At 59.0% G+C, this 24656-nt stretch carries 21 protein-coding genes; 8 read left to right on the top strand and 13 right to left on the bottom strand.

Going from position 1 to position 24656, the window contains the following annotated elements:
- From VGG64_29650 to uvrA, 7 genes are all read right to left on the bottom strand, one after another.
- Positions 1-2369 (bottom strand): glutamate synthase central domain-containing protein (locus VGG64_29650; protein HEY1603804.1); only part of this gene is annotated, 2369 nt, incomplete at its 3' end.
- 6 nt (positions 2370-2375) lie between these two features.
- Positions 2376-3500, bottom strand: coding sequence for a LysR family transcriptional regulator (locus tag VGG64_29645; GenBank protein ID HEY1603803.1), 1125 nt, complete (start codon positions 3498-3500; stop codon positions 2376-2378).
- A 359-nt stretch (positions 3501-3859) separates the two neighbouring features.
- Positions 3860-4912, bottom strand: coding sequence for a DUF1570 domain-containing protein (locus tag VGG64_29640; GenBank protein HEY1603802.1), 1053 nt, complete (start codon positions 4910-4912; stop codon positions 3860-3862).
- Between the two features lie 221 nt (positions 4913-5133).
- Complete coding sequence (locus VGG64_29635) at positions 5134-6672, bottom strand: DASS family sodium-coupled anion symporter (protein HEY1603801.1); 1539 nt, start codon at positions 6670-6672, stop codon at positions 5134-5136.
- Between the two features lie 92 nt (positions 6673-6764).
- A complete protein-coding gene (locus VGG64_29630) occupies positions 6765-7121 on the bottom strand; it encodes a (2Fe-2S) ferredoxin domain-containing protein (protein HEY1603800.1) in 357 nt (118 codons plus the stop codon).
- Positions 7122-7194: 73 nt separating this feature from the next.
- Positions 7195-9411, bottom strand: a complete 2217-nt coding sequence (locus VGG64_29625; protein ID HEY1603799.1) for a tetratricopeptide repeat protein — start codon at positions 9409-9411, stop codon at positions 7195-7197.
- 43 nt (positions 9412-9454) lie between these two features.
- Complete coding sequence (gene uvrA / locus VGG64_29620) at positions 9455-12349, bottom strand: excinuclease ABC subunit UvrA (GenBank protein ID HEY1603798.1); 2895 nt, start codon at positions 12347-12349, stop codon at positions 9455-9457.
- A 135-nt stretch (positions 12350-12484) separates the two neighbouring features.
- On the opposite strand from uvrA, the gene ilvN reads away from it, so the two are divergent.
- From ilvN to VGG64_29600, 4 genes are all read left to right on the top strand, one after another.
- On the top strand, positions 12485-13033 hold the full coding sequence (gene ilvN / locus VGG64_29615; protein HEY1603797.1) for an acetolactate synthase small subunit: 549 nt from the start codon (positions 12485-12487) through the stop codon (positions 13031-13033).
- A 154-nt stretch (positions 13034-13187) separates the two neighbouring features.
- On the top strand, positions 13188-14192 hold the full coding sequence (gene ilvC, locus VGG64_29610) for a ketol-acid reductoisomerase (protein HEY1603796.1): 1005 nt from the start codon (positions 13188-13190) through the stop codon (positions 14190-14192).
- A 124-nt stretch (positions 14193-14316) separates the two neighbouring features.
- Entirely contained in the window at positions 14317-14610 is a 294-nt protein-coding gene (locus VGG64_29605) for a hypothetical protein (protein HEY1603795.1), read from the top strand.
- Between the two features lie 32 nt (positions 14611-14642).
- Positions 14643-15542, top strand: a complete 900-nt coding sequence (locus tag VGG64_29600) for a radical SAM protein (GenBank protein ID HEY1603794.1) — start codon at positions 14643-14645, stop codon at positions 15540-15542.
- A 50-nt stretch (positions 15543-15592) separates the two neighbouring features.
- Here the strand turns inward: VGG64_29600 and pelA are convergent, their stop codons facing one another.
- Entirely contained in the window at positions 15593-16624 is a 1032-nt protein-coding gene (gene pelA, locus VGG64_29595) for a pectate lyase (GenBank protein HEY1603793.1), read from the bottom strand.
- Positions 16625-16960: 336 nt separating this feature from the next.
- Between pelA and VGG64_29590 the strand changes: the two genes are divergently transcribed.
- Both VGG64_29590 and VGG64_29585 read left to right on the top strand, forming a co-directional pair.
- Positions 16961-17590 (top strand): MotA/TolQ/ExbB proton channel family protein, encoded by a 630-nt coding sequence (locus VGG64_29590; GenBank protein HEY1603792.1) that lies wholly within the window; start codon positions 16961-16963, stop codon positions 17588-17590.
- 34 nt (positions 17591-17624) lie between these two features.
- Positions 17625-18107 (top strand): biopolymer transporter ExbD, encoded by a 483-nt coding sequence (locus VGG64_29585; GenBank protein HEY1603791.1) that lies wholly within the window; start codon positions 17625-17627, stop codon positions 18105-18107.
- 156 nt (positions 18108-18263) lie between these two features.
- Here VGG64_29585 and VGG64_29580 read toward each other — a convergent pair whose 3' ends face one another.
- Positions 18264-18482: a hypothetical protein gene (locus VGG64_29580; GenBank protein HEY1603790.1), complete on the bottom strand. Its 219-nt coding sequence runs from the start codon at positions 18480-18482 to the stop codon at positions 18264-18266.
- Between VGG64_29580 and VGG64_29575 the strand changes: the two genes are divergently transcribed.
- Positions 18481-18885: a biopolymer transporter ExbD gene (locus VGG64_29575; protein ID HEY1603789.1), complete on the top strand. Its 405-nt coding sequence runs from the start codon at positions 18481-18483 to the stop codon at positions 18883-18885. The genes VGG64_29580 and VGG64_29575 overlap by 2 nt on opposite strands.
- A 78-nt stretch (positions 18886-18963) precedes the next feature.
- Here the strand turns inward: VGG64_29575 and VGG64_29570 are convergent, their stop codons facing one another.
- From VGG64_29570 to crcB, 4 genes are all read right to left on the bottom strand, one after another.
- The gene (locus tag VGG64_29570; GenBank protein HEY1603788.1) at positions 18964-22515 is read right to left on the bottom strand and encodes a serine/threonine-protein kinase; all 3552 of its coding nucleotides are present in this window, start codon (positions 22513-22515) and stop codon (positions 18964-18966) included.
- 414 nt (positions 22516-22929) lie between these two features.
- Positions 22930-23112, bottom strand: a complete 183-nt coding sequence (locus tag VGG64_29565) for a CPXCG motif-containing cysteine-rich protein (GenBank protein ID HEY1603787.1) — start codon at positions 23110-23112, stop codon at positions 22930-22932.
- A gap of 28 nt (positions 23113-23140) precedes the next feature.
- Positions 23141-23485: a DUF190 domain-containing protein gene (locus VGG64_29560; protein HEY1603786.1), complete on the bottom strand. Its 345-nt coding sequence runs from the start codon at positions 23483-23485 to the stop codon at positions 23141-23143.
- Positions 23486-23529: 44 nt separating this feature from the next.
- Positions 23530-23913 (bottom strand): fluoride efflux transporter CrcB, encoded by a 384-nt coding sequence (gene crcB / locus VGG64_29555; GenBank protein ID HEY1603785.1) that lies wholly within the window; start codon positions 23911-23913, stop codon positions 23530-23532.
- A gap of 488 nt (positions 23914-24401) precedes the next feature.
- Between crcB and VGG64_29550 the strand changes: the two genes are divergently transcribed.
- The gene (locus tag VGG64_29550; protein HEY1603784.1) at positions 24402-24554 is read left to right on the top strand and encodes a hypothetical protein; all 153 of its coding nucleotides are present in this window, start codon (positions 24402-24404) and stop codon (positions 24552-24554) included.
- The last annotated feature ends 102 nt before the right edge of the window (positions 24555-24656 follow it).

Raw genomic sequence — 24656 nt, 5'->3', positions numbered from 1 at the left:
TCCTCGGCAATGGCCTCCAGGCCGACACCTTGGATCCGACTGGCCGTCCAGGTGAAGAACTCGTCAACGAACTCCTTGTTCAGACCGATGGCCTCGAATATCTGCGCGCCGCGATAGCTTTGCTGGGTGGAGATGCCCATCTTCGACATCACCTTCAGCAAGCCCTTCACGCCGGCTTTGATGAACGATTTGTGCAGCTTCTCGACCGTGTAAGAGTCCGCGATGTACCCCTCGGCCAGCAATTGGTCGAGCGTGGCCAATGCCAAATACGGGTTGATGGCTCCGGCACCATAAGCTGTGAGCAGGGCAAAATGTTGCACTTCGCGAGGTTCGCCCGATTCGATGATCAGTCCGCAGCGGGTGCGCGTCTTTTCGCGAATCAAATGATGATGAACGCCGCTAGTGGCCAGTAATGCCGGAATGGGTACCCACCCCTGGTTAACACCACGATCCGAGAGGATCAACAGCGTGACGCCGTCGGCGATCGCCTGTGAGGCTTCGCGGCGCAATTCGTCGAGGCGGCGACGCATCCCGCGCGCTCCTTCACCGCGTGGAAACAAGATCGACAACGAGCGGCTACGTAAGCCAGGTTGGTTGAGAGCCTTGATACGCGCCAACTCTTCGTTGGAAATGATCGGCCGGTCGAGCCGCAGCAACCGGCATTGCTCCGGCGATTCCTCTAGGAGATTTCCTTCCGATCCGATGGTGGTGATCATCGAAGTGATGATCTCTTCGCGGATCGCGTCGAGCGGAGGGTTCGTAACCTGGGCGAACAATTGCTTGAAGTAGTTGTAGAGCAGCTGCGGCCGATCCGACAGCACCGCCAGTGGTGCGTCATTGCCCATCGAACCGATGGCCTCTTGGCCGTCGATGGCCATCGGCATCATCAACAGCCGTACGTCTTCGAGCGTGTAGCCAAAGGTGCGCTGTAATTTGAGCGACGGTTCGTCCGAGTGCCCGTTGGTCGCCTGTCCGTTTTTCTTGGCGACGTTCGGCAGATCGTTGAGATTGAGCTGGTTTTCGTCGAGCCATTTGCGATAAGGATGTTGTGCCGCTAGCGCGTGCTTGATTTCGTCGTCGGAGATGATGCAGCCCTTGGCCGTGTCGACCAGGAACATGCGGCCGGGGCGCAAACGCCCCTTCGAGACGATGTCTTGCGGGGGTATTTTCAGCACGCCCGCTTCCGACGCCATGACAACCAAGCCCCCCTTGGTGACGCAGTACCGGCTGGGCCGCAAACCGTTGCGATCCAGTACCGCGCCGATTGCCTTGCCATCGGTGAAGGCCATTGATGCTGGACCATCCCAGGGCTCCATCAGGCAAGCCTGGTATTCGTAATAGGCCTTCTTGTCGTCCGGCATGCTTTCGTGGCCGGCCCAGGGCTCGGGTATGAGCATCGACATAGCTTGCGGCAGCGAACGCCCCGTCAGAACGAGGAGTTCCAGAGCGTTGTCGAACATCGCCGAATCGCTGGCGTCGGGCGTACAAGTAGGAAAAATCTTGCGCAGGTCGTCGCCATACGTATCGCTGGCCAGCATGCTCTGCCGGGCGTGCATCCAGTTGGCGTTGCCGCGCACGGTGTTGATCTCGCCGTTATGTGCGAGGTAACGAAACGGCTGAGCCAGATCCCAGGTCGGGAACGTGTTTGTACTGTACCGCTGGTGCACCAAAGCTAAGGCCGAGACAAAGCGCTCGTCGGCCAGGTCGCCGTAAAATAACTCGACCTGATCGGCCAGCATCAGCCCCTTGTAGACGATGATGTGGGACGACAACGTCGGCACATAGCAGTAGGCCTTCTGAGACAGGCTGCTACCGCGAATCGATGACTCCAATTGCTTGCGAATGACGTAAAGCTTCCACTCGAACATGTCACGCGGGGTGTCTTTGCCGCGCGCAATGAACACATGACGAATGAACGGTTCGACATCGCGGGCTGTTTGTCCGATATGCGCATTGTCGATCGGCACATCGCGCCAACCGAGCAGTCGTTGTCCTTCGGCGGCAATCAGTTCGTCCAGGCGGTTCTGGCATGCCTGCCGCTGTGTGGAATCCGGAGGCAGAAAGACGGTTCCCACGCCATAGTCGCCCGCCGCCGGGAGCTTGATGTCTAATTCGGCGCACTTCGCCTGGAAGAACTTGTGGGGAATCTGCGTGAGGATTCCTGCACCGTCACCCGTCAAAGGGTCGCAACCACAGGCACCGCGGTGCGTCAAATTCACCAGGATTTCCAACCCCGAGCGCACGATCTGGTGGCTGGCCTCACCGTGCATATTGACGACGAAGCCGACTCCGCAACTATCGCGCTCTTGCGCGGGATCATAGAGCCCTTCGCGAGCGGGTAGACCGGTATTTCGCGGTTTGGGTGCCATCGCGCGTTATCCTACTGTGCTCTCGGCCGTGTGGCAGTCGGCCAGCGATTGCGAATCTCCATTTCCCGTGCCACGCCCGGGAGGGGGGCCGGCGGAGGCGCTTCTTTGCGACCTCGCTTCGCCGGCGGTTTGATGCGGGGGTTTGCCGTTCTTGGTGCGTTGTGCTAACGCACCCTGAGTCAACGCACTCTGTGCCACGGCGCCGTGCGCCGGATGGCCCGCAGCCGTCTCTGCCGGCAAGCGGTCCCCTTCTCGTTTCAGAAGCTCGACAAATCGCCAGGTTGTCGCACTGAGTTGTTTTCCACGTCGATGGATGATCCCGAGCGGTCGGACTAATTCATCGGTATCCAGCGGTATCGCCGCCAGCGTGCCGGCCGCGACTTCGCGCAAGACAGTCGGCTCGGGGAGCAGGCTCACACCGGCATCGATTTCGATGGCGCGCTTGATCGTCTCAATATTATCGAACTCCATGACCAATTGCACTTCAATTCGGTGCAAGTGCAGCACGCGATCGATTTCGCGCCGGATCGTCAAATCGCTGTCGAATCCGACCAGTTTCCGGCCGTGCAATTGACTCAGGCTGATCGTTTCGCGTGTGGCCAACTCGTGCGTGGGGGCGCAAACCAGCACCATCGGCTCTTCGCGCCAGGGAATGGCCGTGACGGTGCGCGACGACTTCGGATAGCTCACCAAACCGAGGTCCGCGAGGTCGTTTTCGATGCACTCGAAAACGCGGTGCGGATGGAGATACTCCAGCCGTACGTTGGCCTTGGGGTGGTGACTGAGGAAATCCTGCAGATACCGGTTCATATGGTGCAGGCCGACCGAATAAATCGACGCCACGCGTACGTATCCGGCAACTTCTTGATGGAGCGTGCGAACCTTATCCTCCAAGGTCCCATAGCGTTCCATCACTCCGCGGCAACCGTCGTAAAAGACCTCTCCCTCGGGGGTGAGGACAAACGGCCGCTTGGAGCGGTCGATCAATTTGACGCCGAGCCGCTCTTCGAGCTGGTGTACGACTTGGCTGGCGGCAGACTGCGACATCTCATTTTCGTCAGCGGCGCGCGAGAAGCTCCGCTGCCGCACAACGTCGCAAAAGACCTTGAGCGACTTTAGGTGGACGGGCATGAATGGAATAAAATAAACGAATAGAGTGCTGAACTAGCATCGAAATCAGAAATGTAAGAGTAGAAGAGCAGCTGAATGGAGTCAAGCAGCTTTCCTGAAAAAGCGATACGACCGCCACTGGACCCTTTCCGGATCGTAAGGGACTATATGCAATGTAAAGGTAATTAAATCAATGAGTTATGGTGTTTTATCGATCCGATTTCGTCGCAATGGGCGACTCAGGTAGGGTCGGCAGGCGATGAAAACGACAACATGACGTCACAGTTCCCTGGCCGTAAGGCCAGCCGCACCGTCCTGACGCCAAGATGGCCAGCCAGTGGGACGGCAAGCGTTCGCCACTATTTGCCGTGCTTATCGCACTATCGCAATTCCGCCATGAATCGCAGGAAGCGGGCATCGAGCATACGGAAGTCTGTGCCGAAGATCGACGTGAAGTCGGCCAGCCGTTTGGCAGACGAATACGGCTGCCCTACCGGCCGCCGCGCGGTGAGGGCAAGATACTCGGAATACTTCCGCGGTTGCGTCTCGACCAGGAAGAACGAGAAGGCCCAGGCTTCCGCATAAGCGGCTGAGGGATCCATGGAGAACAGGCGGTCCGAGCCGACCACTTGTTGCAATAGCTCGGGCTTGTGAATGGCTGCCAATCGGGTATGGAAGTAATCGAAACGACCGTGGTTGATACGATCCTGACGGCGGGTGTACGCGCGCGAGTTCCAAACACCGGGAGCCTCGAACATCATGCCCAGCCCCTCGGTGAGCCAGCGGGGCGTGTCGCTGAAACGCTGATGGATTCCCGTGTTGAAGGCGGTTTGATGCGTGGCCTCGTGAATGATCGTGGCCGAGTTCTGCCGCCAGTCATCTGCATCGCCATGTCCCCCCCCCACGTCGTACAGCATGATGCGGTTGGTAATTTGCGAATAGTAACCCAACACGCCCGGCATGACGGCGCCGCGCTCACTGCGGGCCGCGCGCATGAAGGACTCTTTGTCGGGCCAGACGACGGCGATTAACGGAAACTCTGGCTCCCGCATGCGAAACCCACGCACGGAGAAATAGAGGGCAAACGAGCGATAAAGTTCCTCGAACCGCTCGGCCCAATTGGTGCGCACTCCCTCGGGCAGCGCGACCAGGTAGTGGCCGGTACTGACGATGCGAAAGTCCTTGCCTATTTCGGACTGCAGTCGTCCCTTCAGCACCGAGATGGGGTAGCTGTGGAACGACGAGCCGGTCTGCTTGACGTCGCGCGCCACCTGAGGTGCGAACGTCCACAGTCGGCCGTCGCGGCCCAAGAGTTCGACGCCCGCGCTGGACATCGTCAGCGGCGTCCCCTCGATCCGCTGACCGCCGACTTCCAATTCGACAGTGCGTCGCGAATCGGCCGCCGCGGTGACTGCTGGCAGAAACAGAATCATAGAGACGGCTAAGACGAGCGCGCGCACAAAGACTCCTTGGCGAACAGTCGAAGAGGTGGACAGAACTCGCCTTTCGGGCGTGACGTTGGAACCGGACCCACGGTTCTGCCTATCCGAAGCTTAGGCCAGGGGATCCACTCAAACGGCCTTGGCACAAGAGTTTCGGGCCCGACGTCGCGCACTCCTTCATAGAAGTACTGCGGCCGTTTCTAGCGGTTTGCCTAGCTGGCAGCCCAAGATGGAAGGCCGTCGAAGTCGATTCCTAGGGCCAGCCGCCCCAGCACCGTTACGAAAGTCACGATCAGCACAATACTGACGACGTCCATAACTAGGCCAGCAAGGACCATGTCGCGCATCCGCAGGCGGCCCGTCGAATAGGCGATCGCGTTAACGGGCGTGCCCACCGGCAGCATGAAACCGCAACTTGCCGCCAGTGTCGCGGGCACCATGAGCAGTCGGGGATCGCAGGGGACCTGCCGCGCCGATTCAGCCAATAACGGCATGCTGATTTGCACGGCCGAAACGTTGCTGGCAATTTCTGTAAATCCCGTCATGCCGCACGTCACGGCCGAGATCACGGCGAATTGCGACTTACCGGCTAACCAGGTGCCCAGCCAGCCTCCCCACAGGCGATCTAAATGAGTGGCACTTAATCCCTCGGCCAGCGCCAAACCGCCACCAAATAGAATCAGGATTCCCCACGGAACCCGCGCGGCTGATTGCCAATTCAACAACGGCGGGCCATTCCAGCCTTGGCTGGGGAGCATAAAGCACAGTAACGCCATGCCGATGGCCACGGTCGTATCGTCAACTAGCGTGCCACCAGTCGCCTGACGTCCCAATCCCAACCACGGAGCCCAGCCCCAGCCGGACACTGGTTCGCGTAAAATCCACGCCAGCGCCGTACTGACGAAGATCAACGCCATCCGTCGCTCGGCGGCAGACATCGGACCGAGCTGACGCCGTGCTTCGGCGATCGCGTCACGACCGCCGAAGAATTCGTCGGCCGGCAAAGGGTGCAAAAAGAAAACTAGCGCCACCCAGCAAAAACCCAATAGAGTGAGCGACAGGGGCGTGCATAGTAGCATCCAGCCGCCGAAGGAGATGTCGGGACCATTCGGAAAGTGCTCGACATAGATCTGGCGAAACGCCAGATTGGGCGGCGTGCCGATCAAGGTCGCGATGCCCCCCATGCTGGCCGCATAGCCCACGGCCAGAATCAGAGCGATCGACAATCTTCGAACAATGCGAGAATCGCGCCCCAGCTCGTCGGCGCGGGCCAGAACGCTGGTGGCCATCGGCATCATTAATAGTGCCGTCGCGGTGTTAGACATCCACATCGAGAGCAGTCCCGTGGCCAGCGTAAATCCAAGCACGATACGACGCGGACTATCTCCCATCGCCGCGACAACGGACAGTGCCACGCGACGGTGCAAGCCGGCGCGCTCGACCCCCAGCGCGATCAGAAAGCCCCCCAAAAACAAAAAAATCTGGCTATCGCCATAACGAACGGCTACTGCCGAGGCGGGCATGATGCGCAGTGCAGGAAACAACACCAGCGGCAGAAGTGCCGTGGCTGCCAGAGGCAGGGCTTCGGTCAACCACCAGATGACGATCCACACCGCGGCCGCGGCCATTTCACGTTGGCCAGCGTCCGTACCGTCAACTTGCCACAGCCACCAAACCAGCATGGCGGATATCGGACCGACGAGCAGGCCCACGTTCGCTAACCACGTGCGCCGCTGCGGTTCATCCGTCATTGAACGTCGTCTCCCATTTTCAAACGGAGCAAGTTGTTTGGTTGTGAAGGGTAATCATGCAGCACGTGTTTTTGTTGCAACCTGTGACGCGGTCAGCTCGCCGGCCACGGCACCTTGCCCTTGGTATTCAAACAGGCGTTGGGAATCACCAATTCGTCGATGATCCTGCCACCGATAATTGTCTCGTCGACGATGCGGGCAGCGTCCTGGCAACTGACGCGACCATACCAGATTTCCTGGGGATAGATTACGACGGTCGGGCCGTACTCACATTGATCGAGGCAACCGGCGCGGTTGGCTCGAACCAGGCCAGGGACTCCGCGTTTCTTCAATGCCGCCTGAAAGGCGCCTCGCAACGCCTCGTCATCGTCGGGATTGCAGCAGCCACGATCGTGCCCTGGCTTACGCGTATTGCAACAGATGAAGATGTGATGAGTATATGGAGGCATGAGGTTTGGATGCGCTAGAGGGGTGGTTGGATAATCCCAAAACAACTCCTGGATGCTGAAGTCGTGTTACAGGCTATTTGGCCATCTTTTTCTCTGCTTGTTGTCGTTTCAATTCGCGGGCGTTTTCCAAGTTCGTCTGGGCGCTCTTGAAATCGGGATCGATCGCCAGGACCTTTTCGCAGTATTCGATGGCGTGGTCGGCATCGCCCATTTGTCCATAGGCCACGGCCAGGTTACTCAAGGCATCGAGATAGTCAGGTTTAATGCGTATCGCCTCGTTATAACGGTCGATTGCGGTTCTGAATTCCTTTAAGTCCATCAGGGCGTTTGCCAAAGCAAACTGCGCCTCATAGGAGTCGGGATCGAGTATCAATGATGTTTCCAGATGGGGGAGTGCTTCTCTGGTGCGCCCCAGATTCAGCAACGCCAGACCGAGGCCGTGGTGGCTTTGCGCAAGATTCGGCCGATGGACCAGGGCTTTCTGATAGTAGTCGATCGCTTCGAGCCATCTCTTCTCTTTGATCAATAGCGCGCCCATCGTTTCCAGAGCTGGTGGGTTATTCGGGTACAGTTCGAGCGCCCGAGTGAGATACTTCATCGCTTCATCATATTTTTCTTCGCGAATGAGCGTCTTCGCGAGGCCAACATAGGCGGGCATCCATCGGGGCTCCAGATCCATGGCTGTTTGAAAATGCTCCCGGGCCGTATCAAGCTGACCGGGCTCGAACCCCTTGCGAATGCCGAGATCGAATATGGCATCTCCATAGTTAGTATGCGCAATGGGCTGTTTGGGACTGAGTTCTAGGGCGATTCGAAATTGTTCCATCGCCTCGTCTTTCTTGCCTTCGAAAAGCAACTTTGCGCCCAAATTCAAATGTGCCGCCCAGCCATTCGGATTCTTCTCGATAATATCTCCATAGAGCGAGTGCAGATCGAAATAGACGTGAGTTCCACGAAAGGACAGTACAGCGAGTGAAATTAGTAGCATCGCCGACGGTAGCCCTAGTAGCGCCCGTCGTGCCCGTGGGATGATCGGAGCGGGCGTGGTGTCGTCCGTTGTTGTTCGTGCAAAGAGGTCTGCGACCGACTGGCCCATCGACGCCAGCGAAGCGCCTGAAAGCGCGAGTATCGCGAGGCTGGCGTGATACTGAAAATGGTCGGCGACGAACGAATAGCGAAAAGGATAAACGTTTAAGAAGCCAAGCGCCGGCACGAGCACACCGCCAAAGATCAGCACACTCGCCAGAGGCCCGCGACCGATCCGTCCCCGCACCAGCCACAGTGCCGCGACCAGCGCTAGCGCCGCCATGGGGAACAGGTATTGCCACCACAGGCCAGCACTAATATCCCATTTGGGATAAAAGAAAATGATCGGATAAGGCCAAACGAGCTTGCCAGCGTAGAACCATACGGCCCGGCCAGCAATCAGCCCACGCTCTATGGGCGTAAAGGACCAGTCGGCCCCTTCGGCGCCCACGTGAATGCGCTCGAGCCAGGCGGTCACAAGGCCCAGGCCAATGCCGACGACAAAAAACGGCAGCAGTCGTACCGCATCGCGCCAGCCGACGTTGCCACGTTTCCACCAGTAGATCACCAGCAGAACCGCAGGCATTGTAGCCACGACAGTCTTGCTCAATAGAGCAAGCACAAACAGCACAAACGCCAGCGCGTAGTTCGTCCAAGCCACGGCGCGCGACGATGCGCCCCCCTCCTCCTTCGTAGCGGGTGCGAAGCGGAGATAGCACAGCATCGACCCCAGCGTGAGCGCCAGCGACAAGACGTTCTTGCGCTCTGTGACCCAAGCCACGGATTCGACCATGACGGGATGGACGGCGAACAAGGCCGCCGCCAGCCAGGCGCCGGGGAGTTCTAAACGGACGAGCAATCGCCACAATAGCAACACGCTGGTAGTGTGCAGCAGGACATTGACGATGTGGTAGCCGAGCGGTTCGAGTTCCCACAGGTGATACTCGACCCAGAAAGTCGTGTGTACCAGAGGATAATATTGCGGCAAGGAAAACGGCGAGAACCAAATCGAACGCAATCCCGGCAGCGACCGAAGCGTAAGATTGTGCGTGACGTAGTCGTTGTCGTCCCAAATAAACGTGTTTTGCGCAACGGGAGCGTATGTCGCCAAAACCAGGACAACCAACGTCAGTGCCGCGAGCACTGTCGGCCAGGACCAAACGAATGCCGCGCGGCGCGGGCCGACCGTGGATTGCCCCTTGGCAGGGCGCGACGGCCCTTTGGGGCTGACTTGCTTGCGCTTGGATTTTGGATCAGATCTCATGGCGCGATATTCATTCCACGCGTCATCGCCGCTTACGGTTCGCCTAGGGGCCGATTATCGGTTGGGCAGCAGCAGATTTGGTTCCGTCGCGATCGGACGTGAACGCCAGCGAACTGCACAAGAAGCGGCCCGTTTCGTTTTCTGCAAGTCCAGCGATTTGCTCGGGCGTGCCTGTGGCGAGGACGTATCCGCCGGCTTCGCCACCTTCGGGCCCCAGGTCGATGATCCAATCGGCCGACTTGATTACGTCCATGTGGTGCTCAATGACCACGACAGTATTACCGAGATCCGCGAGACGACCAAGAACAGCGAGCAGCCGGCGGACATCGTCGAAGTGCAGCCCCGTCGTTGGTTCGTCGAGCACGTAGAACGTCTTTCCAGTGTCGTTGCGGGACAATTCGGTGGCGAGCTTGATCCGCTGCGCCTCGCCGCCCGAGAGCGTCGTCGACGGCTGGCCAAGCGGTAAGTATCCCAGGCCCACGTCACACAGGCAGCATAGTACCCGGTGGACTACCGGAAAGTTCTCAAAGAAGGTTCGCGCGTCGTCGACGCTCATCGACAGGGTGTCCGCGATCGAACGACCGCGGTAGCGCACTTCCAGCGTTTGGCGATTCCAACGGTCGCCGTGACATTGTGGGCAGGGGACGTAGAGGTCTGGCAGGAAGTTCATTTCGATCTTTTGCAGACCCTGCCCCTGGCAATGCTCGCAGCGCCCGCCTTTGACATTGAAGCTGAAACGACTGGCCTTGAACCCGCGCAGTTGGGCATCGCGGGTGCCGGCGAATACCTTGCGAATCTCGTCGAAGATGCCGGTGTAGGTGGCCGGGTTGCTGCGTGGAGTGCGACCAATGGGCGACTGATCGATCTCGATTAGCTTATCGATGCCGCTGACGCCGGTGAGGCGACAATGTGGGCCTGGCTTGGCGCCGGTACCGTGCAATCGTCGGGCCAACGCCCGTACGAGTGTCTCGTTGACGAGCGAGCTTTTGCCCGAGCCACTAACACCCGTTACGCATACCAATGCGCTTAACGGAAACGACACGTTGACGTCTTTCAGATTGTTGGTGGTTACACCCTCGATCGTGATCGATCGCCGTACATTGACGGGGCGTCGCTGCGGAATGGGAATAACATCTGCACCGGATAAATATCGTCCGGTGATGGATTGCGGCATGTGACAGACGTCTGTCGGTGTCCCCTGCGCCACCAATTCGCCACCGGCGATGCCAGCTCCCGGCCCCAGGTCGATCAGATGGTCGGCGGCCCGCATGATGGCTTCATCGTGCTCGACCACTAGCACACTATTGCCTTGTTGTTCCAAAGTGCGAAGCGCGTGGATGAGGCGTTCGTTGTCACGGGGGTGCAGGCCGATCGAGGGTTCGTCCAGGACGTAGCACACGCCGACCAGACCCGATCCGATGCTGCTGGCCAGTCGAATGCGTTGTAGCTCCCCGCCGCTTAAGGAATCTGCCGCACGATCGAGCGTGAGATAGTCGAGACCGACATTGGCCAGAAAGTCGAGCCGCGTCTGTATCTGAGTAACGATGGGCTCGGCGATTTCAGCCGAAGTTGCTGGAAACGACAGGTCCGCGAAGTACGATTTGGCCCCCTCGACGGTCAGGTGCGTCACTTCGTGGATGGCGCGATCTCCGACTGTCACGCTGCGTGCTTCGGGTCGCAGTCGTGACCCTTGGCAAGCGCGGCAGATGACCGTGCCCCGGTATTTCTCCCATCGCTGTAACGCCGCGGGCGTAGTGGCACCGGCGAACTCTCGTTCAAGCATGCCGAGCAGGCCCGGAAAATCCGACCCGTCGCCATAAAGAAAGCCCTCCCAAACCTTTGTAGTGAGCGATTCGAGTGGCGTATTCCAACGAAACTCTTGCGCCGCGGCAAATGGTGCGATTTCGCGCCGGTGCCGCGCCGTGACGGCCGCCGCTGCTCCGCGCCAGGGTGCAACGGCTCCGGCCGTTAGAGACAGGCTACGGTCGGGCACGACCAGATCGGGGTCAAAGGCCACGCCCGCACCCAACCCCTCGCAGCTGCGGCACGCACCGTAGGGGCTGTTGAAGCTGAACGTGCGCGGTTCCAACTCTTCGTAGCTGAGCCCGCAGACGCTGCAGGCGTGCTCGGTGCTGAATGTCGAATCTTGCCAGGTGCCCGTTTTTGAATCGGCCCCGGGGGACAAAGCGGACGTCATGACCAGTCCTTCGCCGTGGCGGAGAGCCAGTTGCACGCTTTCTGCCACGCGTGGTCGCACGCCGTCCCGAATGATTAGCCGGTCGACGACGGCTTCGATCGTATGTTGCCGCCCTTTGGCGAGTGCCGGGACGGCATCCAGTTCGTAAACGATGCCATCGACGCGGACCCTCACGAAGCCCGCTTTTCGAATCGCGTCGAAGACTTCCTGGTGCTGCCCTTTTCGGCCGCGCACCAAGGGGGAAAGGAGCACGACCTTGGTTCCCTCGGGAATCGCCACCAGCGCATCGACGATCTGCTCGGGACTTTGTTGGCGAATGGCGGATCCACACCGATAGCAATGCGGCGCGCCTACTCGAGCAAAGAGCAACCGCAGGTAATCGTAGATCTCGGTAACCGTGGCGACCGTGCTGCGCGGATTCTGCGTGCCGGCCTGCTGATCAATCGAAATGGTGGGTTGCAGGCCGTCGATCAGGTCGACGTCAGGGCGTTCGAGTTGGTGCAGGAACTGCCGGGCGTAGATCGACAGGCTTTCGATGTATTGCCGCTGGCCTTCGGCAAACAAGGTATCAAAGGCCAGCGAACTTTTTCCCGAGCCACTGGGTCCCGTAATGACAACGAGGCGGTCGCGGGGGATATCCAGATCCAGGTTGCGCAGGTTATGGACCCGCACTCCGCGTAGCCGGATGAACTCGGCAGTCCGTGCATGACCGTTGCCGGCTTTTGGACCTGCGTGACTCATGCGGCTCCCAGGCAAGAAAGCACGAAGAAGCGTAAACTTTCGAGGCTAACAGAGCGGTCCCCCGGCGGCAACCCGCCAGGACTTGCCCGTGCGTCGCGGCGGGGCTATTATCAGCTACTTTTCAGGGGATTGGTCATGCGTCACGTAATATCGGCGCTGGTACAGAACGTGCCGGGGGTACTGGCGCATATCTCGGGCATGCTCGCCTCGCGTGGCTACAACATCGACAGTCTGGCCGTGGGCGAGACCGAAGATCCGCAACTTTCCCGCATGACATTCGTCATCATGGGAGATGACAGCGTACTGGAACAAGTCCGCAAGCAACTTGCTAAGATCGTCACGGTGGTGGTGGTCGACGATATCAGCTCGCAGAACTTTGTCGAGCGCGATCTAATGCTTATCAAAGTGGCTGCCACCGACGGTGCTCGCCGCAATGAGGTCCATCAATTGGCCGAGATCTTCCGCGGTCGCGTGGTTGACGTCGCCGCCGAGGCCGTGGTTGTCGAGATCTCGGGCCAAGAGCGAAAGATTGAAGCCTTCATCGAGTTGATGCGACCGTTTGGCATTCGCGAGTTGGTTCGCACGGGTCGAATTGCCATGGTCCGCGGGAACTCGACCAGCACGATTGATCGCCGGTCTCCCACGGGCCGCAATTTCGATGCGACGCCGTCCGACTTTGCGTGAGTGTGTCGGCAGCGTAGGAATGGTGTCCGGACCTGACGCGCCGTGCGAGTGACGAATTGAGTCGCCGGAATAAACCGAGAATTAGCACACCGACTAGAACCATCTCATCGGTGCATCAAACCATAAACCTCCCTGCACATAGGAACATCACGACATGCCCGCGAAAATCTACTACGAAAAAGACGCTGACCTCGCCTTGCTCAAGGGAAAAACGATTGCCATCCTTGGGTACGGATCGCAGGGGCATGCCCACGCCTTGAATCTACGCGACAGCGGGTGCACTGTGATCGTGGGGCAGCGTCCCGGTAGCGCGAATTACGATTTGGCGATCAAAGACGGCTTCAAGCCGATGCCGGTCGAAGAAGCTACCGAAAAAGGCGAAATGGTCAATATGCTCCTGCCGGACGAAGTGCAGGGAGATATCTTTCGCAATAATGTTCGTCCCCACTTGAAGCCGGGGAACATTCTCATGTGCTCGCATGGCTTCAACGTACATTTCGGTCAGGTCGAAGCGCCCAAGGGAGTTGACTCGCTGTTGGTTGCTCCGAAGGGGCCTGGCCACCTGGTGCGGAGCGAATTCGAAGCGGGCGGCGGCGTTCCCTGCCTGATCGCGCTTGGTGAAGGCGCAAGCGACGAGACTCGCAAACTGGGACTGGCCTACGCCAAGGGTATCGGCGGCACCCGTGGCGGCGTCATTGAGACCACATTTGCCGAAGAGACTGAGACCGATCTCTTTGGAGAGCAAGTTGTGCTCTGTGGCGGGGTCAGCGCCTTGGTCAAGGCGGGCTTCGAGACGTTGGTCGAGGCCGGTTATCAGCCCGAGATGGCGTATTTCGAATGTATGCACGAGCTAAAGTTGATCGTCGACCTGTTTTATCAGGGCGGTTTGAACTACATGCGTTACAGCATTTCGAACACGGCTGAATACGGCGATTACACCCGCGGACCGCGTATCGTCACCGACCAAACGCGGGCCGAAATGAAGAAGATTCTCAAGGAAATTCAGAACGGTCAGTTCGCCCGTGAGTGGATACTGGAGAACAAGGCCAACGCCCCGGCTTTCAAGGCCACGCGTCGCATGGAGCGGAGTCACCCGATCGAGGTGGTGGGTAGGCAACTGCGACGCTTAATGAGCTGGATCAAGTCGAAGGAAGTCTAAGTCGACCCGCAGGATACGCACGATGGTCTTGCCAGGGGGGCGTGCCCGGCGACAATAGCCATAAGACATGTTGGTGGTGCCAATGCTGCCGCCAATGCTCTCCCTCCAGCCTGGATGTTTTGTGATGACGAACGAGCCTACGACGGCGATGACCGAAATTACGACTCGCGAGGCGGTTAACGAGCTAAAGCCCGGCAACCGTGTCGAAGTTTTGCATCAAGTCAAGGTGGGGATACGGACCTGGACGACGAAGACCGTAGGCGAAGTCGTCAGCTTCGAGCGGCGTCGTCACGGCTTGCACTTTCGCCGCAACGTCGACGACAAGGCGTTCAGCGATTTGATCGTTCTCAAGATCGCCGATGGCTCGCTGACGACGGTCACAATGGACGAATTTTCGCAACTGCGGCGATTGGGCTAGTTCGCAGGTGCGGTTTCTCGTCGGGTGGCAAAATGGCTCCCTCGAACAATTTGCCCGGCGAAGCCGAGAAGCTGTTTACGCAGCATCCGCGGTCGTTCGAGACCAATCGCTTTGTCTATCCGGTCGTTAGTCGGCGATCGGGCGGCGTATCGGTCGGGGTGAACCTGAATCCCGACAAGATCTGCAATTTTGATTGCATCTACTGCCAGGTCGATCGCGTGAGCGCGAGCGAAACGCGATTTGTGGGCATCGAGCAACTGCTGTCCGAGTTGGACCATATGCTCACTCTCGTGGTCTGTGGCGAGTTGTTCGAGCATGCACGCTTTCGCGAAACTCCTGTGGCGCTACGTCGGCTGAACGACATCGCCTTTAGCGGCGACGGCGAGCCGACAACGTATCGCGACTTCGACGAGATCGTCGCAGCCTGCGCCGCCGTCAAGCAGCGACATAAGCTCGACACCGTCAAGATGGTGCTGATCACTAACGCCAGCATGTTTCATCGTCCGGCTGTCGCGCGCGGCCTTGCGATTCTTGACAAGAACCAGGGCGAGATTTGGGCCAAGCTCGAAGCCGGTACCGACGCGTACTATCACCTGGTCGAGCGGACCACGGTCCCGTTTCGGCGTATTCTCGATAACATCACTGCGGCGGCTCAGGTGCGGCCACTCGTCATTCAGGCGTTGTTTATGAGGATCGCCGGCCACGCACCGACCATGGCTGAGCTCGAAGCCTTTTGCGACCGATTGAACGAAATCCAATTGTCCGGCGGGAAGCTCAGTCGGGTACAGATCTATACCGTGGCCCGCCCGCCGGCCGAGGCGACCGTCACGCCCCTGACCGACGCCGAAGTTGACGCGATTGCCCAAATGGTCCACGATCGTGCGGGAATAACAACGAACGCCTATTACGGATCGGTCGCCCCGGCTTCGTGACACGGCATATTGCCGAATGTGCGGCTATCGTGAAATGTTCGTCAAGGCAATCAATTGTTGTTTGCCCATTGCTTGCGCCACCTGGGATAGTCGGTCTCCAAAAGCGATTGTGGCGAAGTGCCTAGCCAGCCATAGCCATTGCGGCGCTCGTAGCCAATGTCGGACAAGTGTTTTTTAGGTATGCCGTCACGATCGACAAAGATCGGCTGATTCGTTTCGATGTCGTAGAATCGCGCCCACAGCGGACCGGCGCTTGGATCCTCGACCACGACCTTGTCCTTGCCGCGAGGCGCCCGCGGGTCGTCGCGATATTCGACCTTCAACCCCCTGAGTTTGGCGCTCTCGAACCAGGCCATGGCTCCCTCCACCGCGCGCATGATATCTGGGCTTGGTTTGTCGATGCTCATTAAAAGCCGCGTGATACCCACGCTTTCTGAACCGCTCAGCGAGGCGAGTTCGTACGTGCGGGCCGGCCGAGGACGAAAGTCATTTTCGTCATGCTGCGCGCACCAGGCCGTCGGTGTGCCGCCGACAATAATCTGACAGCGTAAAATACCATCCACGCCACGATCGAATGCCTGACTCGCCAACTCACGACGACGATCGTCGACCAGTGCCTTGTCGTCGGTATTTGACACGTCCCGCAATAGGTTCATTAGTCGGACCATCGTGTCGTCGTTGAATGTGATGTGGCGCGCGTACCCGTCGCCAGGGGGAAATCGCTGCGGCCAGCCGCCATGCGGATATTGAGCCGCCAGAATGTGATCCAAACCTTTGATAAAGGCCGTTCGTATTCGGGCATCGGGCGCGACGCTATGTGCTCGCGCCAAAAGCTGCAGTTCGCTGGTTGTGGCTGAATTGTCGAAAGTCCCCTTCAGTGTCGAGGGGTCGCCTTTAAAAGCAGCCGAGGTATTGTCGATATTCTTGGGCCAGCTTCCGAGAGGGGTCTGGAACGAAAGAACATTTTCCAGAACCTGTCGTCCCTGGAGCGAACGGAACCAGCTGTCGGGCTCGGCCAGGTAACGATCGGCCCGATCCGCAGCGGCGAGGGCCGTGGCCGCCGAAAACACTATGGCGAACATTAATAGCGCGGCACTCCAATCGGTACGATTGCCATTTTGGCGGCTCGGGCAGATACCCCCTCGGCCCTTGCCGACTGATCGGCCTCGAACGGATGAGAGCACGGGAATGCAGTGTGTTGATCGGTGTAACCAGAGCATGGGTGGGCTATCCGTTCTGGTGTCCCGCATGTCAAAATGCAGGGAGCGTTCTTGCTCAACAAGTTTAGACGGTGCATGATGCATGCACAGCCCTCGCGTGGCCGGCGGGGAGGTTGGCGGCGCCCGCAGAGCAGTTTGGCGGCAAGGCGCGGAGCGGATCCGGACGCGGCATGTTCTTGCGGAACAGGGATATTGTAAATGAACGTTAATTCATTGGCCAAGATGCTGGGGGACGCCACCTACGGGTTTTTGGCGCTCAACCTGCTGTGGGGGTTGTTTTGCGCGATCCTGGTCTGGCGGCGGCTCCGCGAGCTGCGTTTTCGCAACGAAGAAGAGCAGCAGCTATTCCTCAACGAGATCAATGACACGATCACCGCCGGAGATTTTGACGCGGCTATTGAACGCTGCGAACTCGATCCCAGGGCACTTCCGCAATTGACGCGGATCGTGTTGATGAACCGCGATCTCGATTCCGACGACCTGCGGCAAGTCGTCTCCGAGCGTTTGCAGCGTGACGTGCTCGTGCCGATGGAAAATCGCGTGAACTGGATTCTGACCGTGGTACGGAACGGTCCGTTGCTGGGACTGTTTGGCACGGTGCTGGGCATGATGGCGGCGTTCGGGCTGATTGGCACCGGGGTTAAGGTTCAGCCGGCACAGATTGCCAGCGAAATTGCCGTGGCGCTGATTTGCACCGCGATGGGATTGGGGACGGCGATTCCGTTGGGATATGTGGCGAACAGCTTGAATATGAGAATCCGCGACCTACAAGAGACGCTTAGCCATGCGCTGCTGCGGTTGTTGGGGCGCTTTCGACCGCCCGTGTAGAGCGTCCTAACGCTCGCCATGCACAGAGTTAACCATGTCAAGCATGAATTCCCTAGCATCGAGTTTCAGCAGCGGCTCCCTCACGGGCAAGCATGACGAGGAGCTCGATCTGCACGTCGACATGACGGCCATGATCGATTTGGTGTTCATGCTCACCATCTTCTTTCTCTTGACCTCGCTCGCCACGGCTTTGGCCGAGCTAGATCTGCCGATGGCCACGCACGTCACGGCCGCCGACATGGAGACATCGCTCTTGATCAGTGTCGTCGCCAAAGGAAAGGGCGACCGTGCGCAAGTCTATATCGGCGAGATCGGATCGGGTGAATTGGTGCCCGATGCTCAGCTGGATGAGAGAATCGCATCCGCCGTGCAACAGGCGCTGAAAGAGGGTCGCAAGAACGTAATCGTGAAGGCGGAAAAAGGCGTTTCGCTTGGGACCGACGCCCGTATTGGCTCGGCGGTCGCCGCGGCCAGCGAAGATATGAAGCTCAACTTTGCCGTAATGGAGAAAGATTGACCCATAGTATCCAGTAGTCGGTAGGGCGTGATTGACTTCGGTGTACGAGTTCTTTTCGTGGGCGCCTGATTACTGGTGACCGACAGCTGCTTCCTACCTCCCCATGATTTCCTTTCATTGCCAAAACTGTAATCGCCGTCTGAAGATCGCCGATGCTCACGCAGGGCGTAAAGGACAGTGTCCGCGCTGTGGCGCCACGCTAACCGTGCCGTTGCCGCCGGGATCGAGCATGTCGATCAGCCGCTCTGGGTCCGGATTGATTCCATCGCCGGCGAAGACGGACGCGAAGACCGTCAAGAAGCGCCCGACGGGTCCGCGTCCCCCCTTCGGACGATCAGGCTCAGGCCGGCTCGAATTCAAAGAGATGATCGACATGACGGCCATGGTCGACATTGTATTCTTTCTATTGATCTTCTTTATGCTCACGTCGTTCAACTCACAGCAGGCTTCGATCGAAATGCCGGCCCCTGCCCCGCCCACCGGTGCCACGGGCAAGGCCACCGCACGTCGTACGGTTGAGGATTTTGAGAAGGACGGAGACTTCGTCGTCGTTCGCATAGACGCCGATGACACGGTATGGGTCGAGGAGGCCGTCGCCATGACCCCCATTGACGTTGCCGCAAAGCTGCGTCAGGCCACACGCGGTAGCGACGGTCCACAACGAATGCTGGTCGTGGGGCACAGCGAAGCCTCGCATGGCGCCGCCGTGATGGTGATGGATGCCGGCCACTCGGTGGGCATTGATGACGTGCGGCTGGCGGTGAAGGACGACGATTAGTCGGCGCGCGGTGCCACGCGATGCGGTAGTTCGTCCTGGGCGGCGCTCGCTCGGTACTTACTATGAACGCTGCGGCGTTCATTCACCGCCGAATGTCGTCGCTACCACGTGTTCGAGCAAGTCTCGATCAGGCCCCAGACGATGGATTTGCAGGCCGTATCGGTGCTCTTGTTCGACGCCTAGCACCAATACCTTGCCCGAGGGATGCAGCGCCATTGAAATAGCGGGCTGCTGCTTCGTACCGAATCGCAGCAACTCCGCACGGGTTGCCAGATCCCAAAGTCGAACGGTCCCATCGTCGCTTTGGCTGAGAATGGCATGCCCAGATGGTGAAAAGACAAGGTCGCGAATCGCGGCCTCGTGGCCAACGCACTTGCCTCGCAAGCTGGGGGTGCTTAGGTCCCAAAAGTAAACGATGCCTTCGCGTCCGCCGCTGGCAAGAAATCGACCGTCTTTCGACACGACGGCGCGGCTCACGGCTTCTGTCGGCCCGTTCAATGTCGCGACAGCTTCCCTGGAAAATGGCGTTCGCAGTGTCAGATTGTGCGATGGCTCGATGTCTAACAACGTCTCGCCACGTACCGTACGGAGCATCCCCAGGCCATTTTTTGAGGCGCCTTGCGATTGCTCTGACTTGATGCCCGAAACACGATCTAATGCCAAAGTCTTGGTATACGGCCACTGCACGTTGAGAAATCGTCCGTCTGGTGAGTAGGCGACGCTGGCCGGAGAATCGTTCGCGGGTAGCGGATGTGTGGCATTCGTCTTTCCAGTGCGTACGTTCCGGGTGCGAACTACCGAGCCCTCGGCACAGGCGATTTCGTCCCCCTCCGGGGCAAATGCAAAGAACCTCGCGTTGGCGCACCATACTGGATTGGGCGATGTCGCGACACTGGCGGACCAAATCAAGACTCCAGTCCGGGCATCCAATACCTGCATTCGCCAGGCGCCGACCTCGGACTTGGTGGTCAAGGCAAACCAGCGGCCGCAAGGAGAGAACTCGATGGCCTCGGGCGCGCCGTCGATGGGCACGTCGACCGGATCGTTGAACGTGGAAGCTCGCCACAGCTTGATTTCACCGTCGCGACTGCCCGACACCAGCCACGCTCCGTCCGGCGAAAAATCGAGCGACTCAGTGCGGTCGTTGTGCGCGCAGAGCCGTGGTCCCGTTGAGGGGCGCCCGCTGAGAAGCGCCTGAAAGTCAATCATCTGCATCGCGCCTTCGCGGAACCCTACGACCAACCTATCGGTCGCCGCTGAATAGCGCATGGATTGGATGTGACCGGCCAGTTCCAATGCGGCCACAACTACCCCGTCGCGCGCATCGAAAACCTCAATGGGACCGACTCCGCTCGTGGTCGCAAAATAACCCGGTCCGACCGGAATCGTGCATGCGACTCCGACAAGTGGATGGACAAGTGACGAGGGAGCGATGCTGGCGAGGGAATCCGGCTCGACAATATGAACCGTCGGCGGACTCAAGAAGGCAACAATTGCTTGCCGGCTTGGCAGATAAGCCAACACGCTGATCTCATCTGGATGACCGTAGCCTTGCGGCCGGCCCTCGGTCGAAACTTGCAGAAGTTTGCGCCTATGTTCATGGGAAACCGGATCGATGATCGATAAAACCGTGCCGTCGCCCCCCACGGCAATGTGCCTATTGTCACCCACCCAAGTCAGGTCAAAGACGCGGCCGTCGACAACCGGTTCGTCATAGATGACGGCCAAATTGCCGACGCGATATACGACAATCCGTCCATCATCCCCGCCTGCGGCCAACAACGATCCGTCGGGTGAAAACTCGACGACCGAGACGTCTTTGTTTGTGGCATAGCTCAGTTCCGCGCGCTTGGTCCAGTTCTTGGTATCCCAAAGGATGATACGGCTATCCTTTCCGCACGAAGCAACCAGATCTCCTTGCGGAGCAAAACGGACGGCGGAAACCCCGCGCGGATGCCCGGTTAAAGTTCGCTCCCCTCGATTTACCTGACCCCACAGAAAATCCCATTCAATGCCGCAAGAGACTGGCTCGCGGGCGAGAGATTGACATTGGCGAAGCAAGTCCAGCACTTCATGGCGATTGCCATGTCGCAGCGCGTCGGCGGCATGTTGAATATGCGATGCGTACTGGTGCTGACGTTCGATTCCGTCAGCAATTGCGGCAGCCACTTGCGCGGTAGCAATCGCGCGTGAGGCCGACACGCGATCGGAAACCCAGGCCCCTGCCAGTCCCGCGATCGATAGTGACGCCACAATCATGACCGAGGCCAGTGCCACGACCAGAGGGTTACGCCGCCCATACTTTACAACCCGTCGCGCAAATCCCAAGGGTCGCGCCGAGGTGGGCTCACCCGTTAGGAAACGACGCAAGTCGGCGGCCATGTCGCCAGCGGAGGCGTAGCGTTTCGTAGGATTTCTTTCGAGTGCGCGCAGGCAAATCGCCTCCAGGTCGCGAGACAATCTTGGATCTATCCGGCGCGGTGCCGGAGGGTCGTCCGTTACAAGCTGCGCCAGGATGGCCGCGTCCGAGTCGCCACAAAACGGAGCGCGGCCGGTCAGGAGTTCGTACAGAATGGCGCCCAGCCCATAGACGTCGATCGCCGGACCGATTTGCTGATGGCTCCCGCTGACCTGTTCCGGAGCCATATAGGCCGGAGTGCCAAGAATGGCGCCCGTGCGCGTTTCGTCTCCAGCCAAATCGACAATCTTTGCCATGCCGAAGTCCGAAATCTTCGCCACCAACGGCGATACGATTGATCCCTCGGCGGTTGCGTCGCTTCGCTCCAATAGTACGTTGGCGGGCTTCAGGTCACGGTGCAAGACTCCCTGGAGATGAGCGTAATGCATAGCGTCTGCCAGGTCAGCAACTAACTCGGCGGCGCGGCGTGCGTCGAGCGGATGGGGTCGCTCGCGGAGCCAAGCGGCCAGGCTTTCCCCTTCGACAAACGCCGAAGCAATGAAGCAAATGGGCCCAATCTCTCCCACTTCGTACACAGGTACGATATGCGGATGCGTGAGCCGCGCGGCGGCTTGCGCTTCGCGTTGGAAACGTTGGCGCAAGTCAGGGGTCAAAAGCGCCTCGGGCCGCGGGATCTTGAGCGCCACCCGCCGCTGCAATACCGGATCGTGCACCAGCAGCACGACACCTAATCCTCCCCGCCCTAGCTCTCGCACGATCTCGAAGCGGCCGAATTGCCGGACCGCTTGATCGTCAATCTCACTGGGGGTCGACCGGACGTGAACTGGATCGCGGGCGCCACCATCCTCGATCCCTGGCACCAGATTCCTAAATTGCCGGGCAGTTGCACCCGCAGTGGCATCTCCAGCCGCGCGGCGCACGTGCTCGATGCGAGTTAAGCACTCGTTGAGCTCAGCGATCTCGGCAGCCAACGCCGGATCAGTTATCCCTAAAATTGAAGTGGCGTCGTGTCCGCGACCAGCGTCGCGGCCTTGCCCATCATTGTGCCCGTCGATTGAGGGCATGTGCGCCGCTGCCGGAACCGCGGACGCTGGCTCACGGCCCGGCGACTTGACCTGCGTGCGATCGACGTGCTCATGTCGATGCCCGTCGGTGGTTTCACCACGCTCGGTCCGTGTGCGTTCCTCGGTTGGCTTGGGAATGGGGTCCATCGAACTCTCTCGTATCCCACTTCTTGCTCGCACCGGCACGGCGCCGATGTCGTATGGCAAGCAATTTCCGTTGCCAGCTAATACGGGGCTTCGGCCCAGCCGTCGCTATTTGTGTGTCAGATCGTCCGCCCCACTCATATGTCCAAATCTGATGCTCGCTGCCCGCAAGTTCGCGGACGCGAAAGCGTATGAGAATCTTGCCCATGGGATACTGCCCATTGACGACGACCAAGCTCAGGGTAGCCGTGCTTCGATGAAAGCCATTATGGACGGCACGGATATGCGGCACAAATGGTTTTCTCGCGGTGCCGAAGTATTGCCCGTCGAAAAATCGCACGGGTTAAAGACGTTTGGCGGTACTACGGAATCTTTGTTTCGCGCTCGATGTGTGAAAGGAAATGCGCGGTCAAACGCTCATTCCGCCTCGGCCCAAATCCGAAGTTCGCCCTCACGGTCGAGTTCTACGTGGATCACGTTGGGATGACAGCAGACGGGGCAATCTTCGACGTACTGCTGGCTCTCGCCTGCCGAAAGGTCGAGCGGGATGACGATTTCCTCGCCACACGCGTCGCAGATGTAGGCAGCTTCGTCTTGCATTGCAGGTTGTTCACGGTGCGGGGGCATTTCAGCTGGGGTGATCACTGGCACGATACTTGATGACCTGCACAGGCTCCAGTGTGACCAGGCCCTCTTGTATCATTTCGTCGATGTGCGGCAGTAGCTCATCGATTTTTTCCTTGGAATCAATGATCTCGACTACAAACGGCAAATCCTCCGAAAGCTGTAGAATTTTAGCCGTGTGGAGGCGGCTCTGTGCGCCGTAGCCCATCGGCCCGCGGAACACGGTGGCTCCGGCCAGGTGCAGTTCGCGTGCCTTGAGCACGATGGCCTCGTAGAGCGGTCGGCCATGCCATTTGTTGCTTTCGCCTATGAAGACGCGCAGCAAATAACCTTCCTCGGGAGTTTTCATGCGGAATCTCGCTCAGACTCTTGGGAATTCATCTGCCATGTCGCTCAGGCAACGCCGAACCAATACTCGGCCAGGCGATAGCCGCTCCACACCGCCATCAAGCCCAACATACAACTGCCGACCATGTTTGCTAATGCCCAACGTAACTGTCCGTCGTTGGCCAGCAGAAACGTTTCGAGCCCGAATGCCGAAAACGTGGTGAAGCCTCCTAGTACGCCAACGGTCAACCCGACGCGGTATTCTTCGCGTACGAGAACGGGACCGTTGAACATGGCCGCTAGCAACCCAATGCACAGACAGCCGACAACGTTCACCGCCAAAGTGCCGAATGGAAAGTTGACGTACGCCAATCGATTTACCGCGCTTTGCACGGCGTAGCGCAGCACCGAACCGGCCGCACCACCGCTGGCGATCAAAATCCATTTCATACGATGCTCCTCCTCTCGATGCCCTACGCTCATCCTTGCCCGACGAGCGAACGGTCAGTCCGGACCGACCCAACTCCTGGAGCGCACGTTCGATTGTGAGCATACCAGATGAGGGAAAAGCCGGAGTAGAACCACGGAGTGGATGGTCCGTTGCGGACGACGACTGCCGGTCTTCTGTCGTTGATTTTCCTGTTAGTCCGTCGACTAACCGTTCTAAATTCCGCAGTTTCTGGCCAATTCTGGTCCGAACACGAACCGAGGTGTAGACTTAGGTGTGGCACCGCGGTGCGGTGGGGCGAGCGCCAGCCGTCAACCCGCTCGTCCTCCCTGAACATTGCTGACGCGAGTTCTCGATAGGGAGACGGAACTTCTTTTTTCGCAACGGTTTGTGCTGGCTGCGCGAAGAATACGGCGAAGGGTACAAGCGGAATAACAGCTCGATTTGCCGCGGCATGCAATCCCCGACCCGTTGATGAAGGCGGTCTGCGATGCAAACGATTGACTACGTCTACCGATTCGATCCGCTCAATCCGAGCGCCAAACCCACTCCACCCGACGCTGAGGCCGCGCGCAAGACACTCGAGGACGGCAATCGCATGTTCTCTAAGTTCGACTTTTGCAGTTTTACGCCGCCATTGTGACGGTGTATTCCAGTAGTTGTCGTATTTTTCGCGAGCCCGGGCCGGCCAGGCGTAGTTCAAAAACCTTTTGTCGCAGACTGCGGCGGCGCAGGGTGGCGAGCA

It is taken from the genome of Pirellulales bacterium, assembly GCA_036490175.1.
In the GTDB taxonomy this organism is placed as follows: domain Bacteria; phylum Planctomycetota; class Planctomycetia; order Pirellulales; family JACPPG01; genus JACPPG01.
Note: the sequence above shows the minus strand (reverse complement) of the source record. Positions and strands in the feature narration are given on the sequence as shown.

Bases quoted from the DNA above. Each gene is read 5' to 3' on its own strand.
- VGG64_29645 (HEY1603803.1), bottom strand. From the start codon at position 3,500: ATGCCCGTCCACCTAAAGTCGCTCAAGGTCTTTTGCGACGTTGTGCGG.
- VGG64_29640 (HEY1603802.1), bottom strand. From the start codon at position 4,912: ATGATTCTGTTTCTGCCAGCAGTCACCGCGGCGGCCGATTCGCGACGC.
- VGG64_29635 (HEY1603801.1), bottom strand. From the start codon at position 6,672: ATGACGGATGAACCGCAGCGGCGCACGTGGTTAGCGAACGTGGGCCTG.
- VGG64_29630 (HEY1603800.1), bottom strand. From the start codon at position 7,121: ATGCCTCCATATACTCATCACATCTTCATCTGTTGCAATACGCGTAAG.
- VGG64_29625 (HEY1603799.1), bottom strand. From the start codon at position 9,411: ATGAGATCTGATCCAAAATCCAAGCGCAAGCAAGTCAGCCCCAAAGGG.
- uvrA (HEY1603798.1), bottom strand. From the start codon at position 12,349: ATGAGTCACGCAGGTCCAAAAGCCGGCAACGGTCATGCACGGACTGCC.
- ilvN (HEY1603797.1), top strand. From the start codon at position 12,485: ATGCGTCACGTAATATCGGCGCTGGTACAGAACGTGCCGGGGGTACTG.
- ilvC (HEY1603796.1), top strand. From the start codon at position 13,188: ATGCCCGCGAAAATCTACTACGAAAAAGACGCTGACCTCGCCTTGCTC.
- VGG64_29605 (HEY1603795.1), top strand. From the start codon at position 14,317: ATGACGAACGAGCCTACGACGGCGATGACCGAAATTACGACTCGCGAG.
- VGG64_29600 (HEY1603794.1), top strand. From the start codon at position 14,643: ATGGCTCCCTCGAACAATTTGCCCGGCGAAGCCGAGAAGCTGTTTACG.
- pelA (HEY1603793.1), bottom strand. From the start codon at position 16,624: ATGTTCGCCATAGTGTTTTCGGCGGCCACGGCCCTCGCCGCTGCGGAT.
- VGG64_29590 (HEY1603792.1), top strand. From the start codon at position 16,961: ATGAACGTTAATTCATTGGCCAAGATGCTGGGGGACGCCACCTACGGG.
- VGG64_29585 (HEY1603791.1), top strand. From the start codon at position 17,625: ATGTCAAGCATGAATTCCCTAGCATCGAGTTTCAGCAGCGGCTCCCTC.
- VGG64_29575 (HEY1603789.1), top strand. From the start codon at position 18,481: ATGACGGCCATGGTCGACATTGTATTCTTTCTATTGATCTTCTTTATG.
- VGG64_29580 (HEY1603790.1), bottom strand. From the start codon at position 18,482: ATGTCGATCATCTCTTTGAATTCGAGCCGGCCTGAGCCTGATCGTCCG.
- VGG64_29570 (HEY1603788.1), bottom strand. From the start codon at position 22,515: ATGGACCCCATTCCCAAGCCAACCGAGGAACGCACACGGACCGAGCGT.
- VGG64_29565 (HEY1603787.1), bottom strand. From the start codon at position 23,112: ATGCAAGACGAAGCTGCCTACATCTGCGACGCGTGTGGCGAGGAAATC.
- VGG64_29560 (HEY1603786.1), bottom strand. From the start codon at position 23,485: ATGAAAACTCCCGAGGAAGGTTATTTGCTGCGCGTCTTCATAGGCGAA.
- crcB (HEY1603785.1), bottom strand. From the start codon at position 23,913: ATGAAATGGATTTTGATCGCCAGCGGTGGTGCGGCCGGTTCGGTGCTG.
- VGG64_29550 (HEY1603784.1), top strand. From the start codon at position 24,402: ATGCAAACGATTGACTACGTCTACCGATTCGATCCGCTCAATCCGAGC.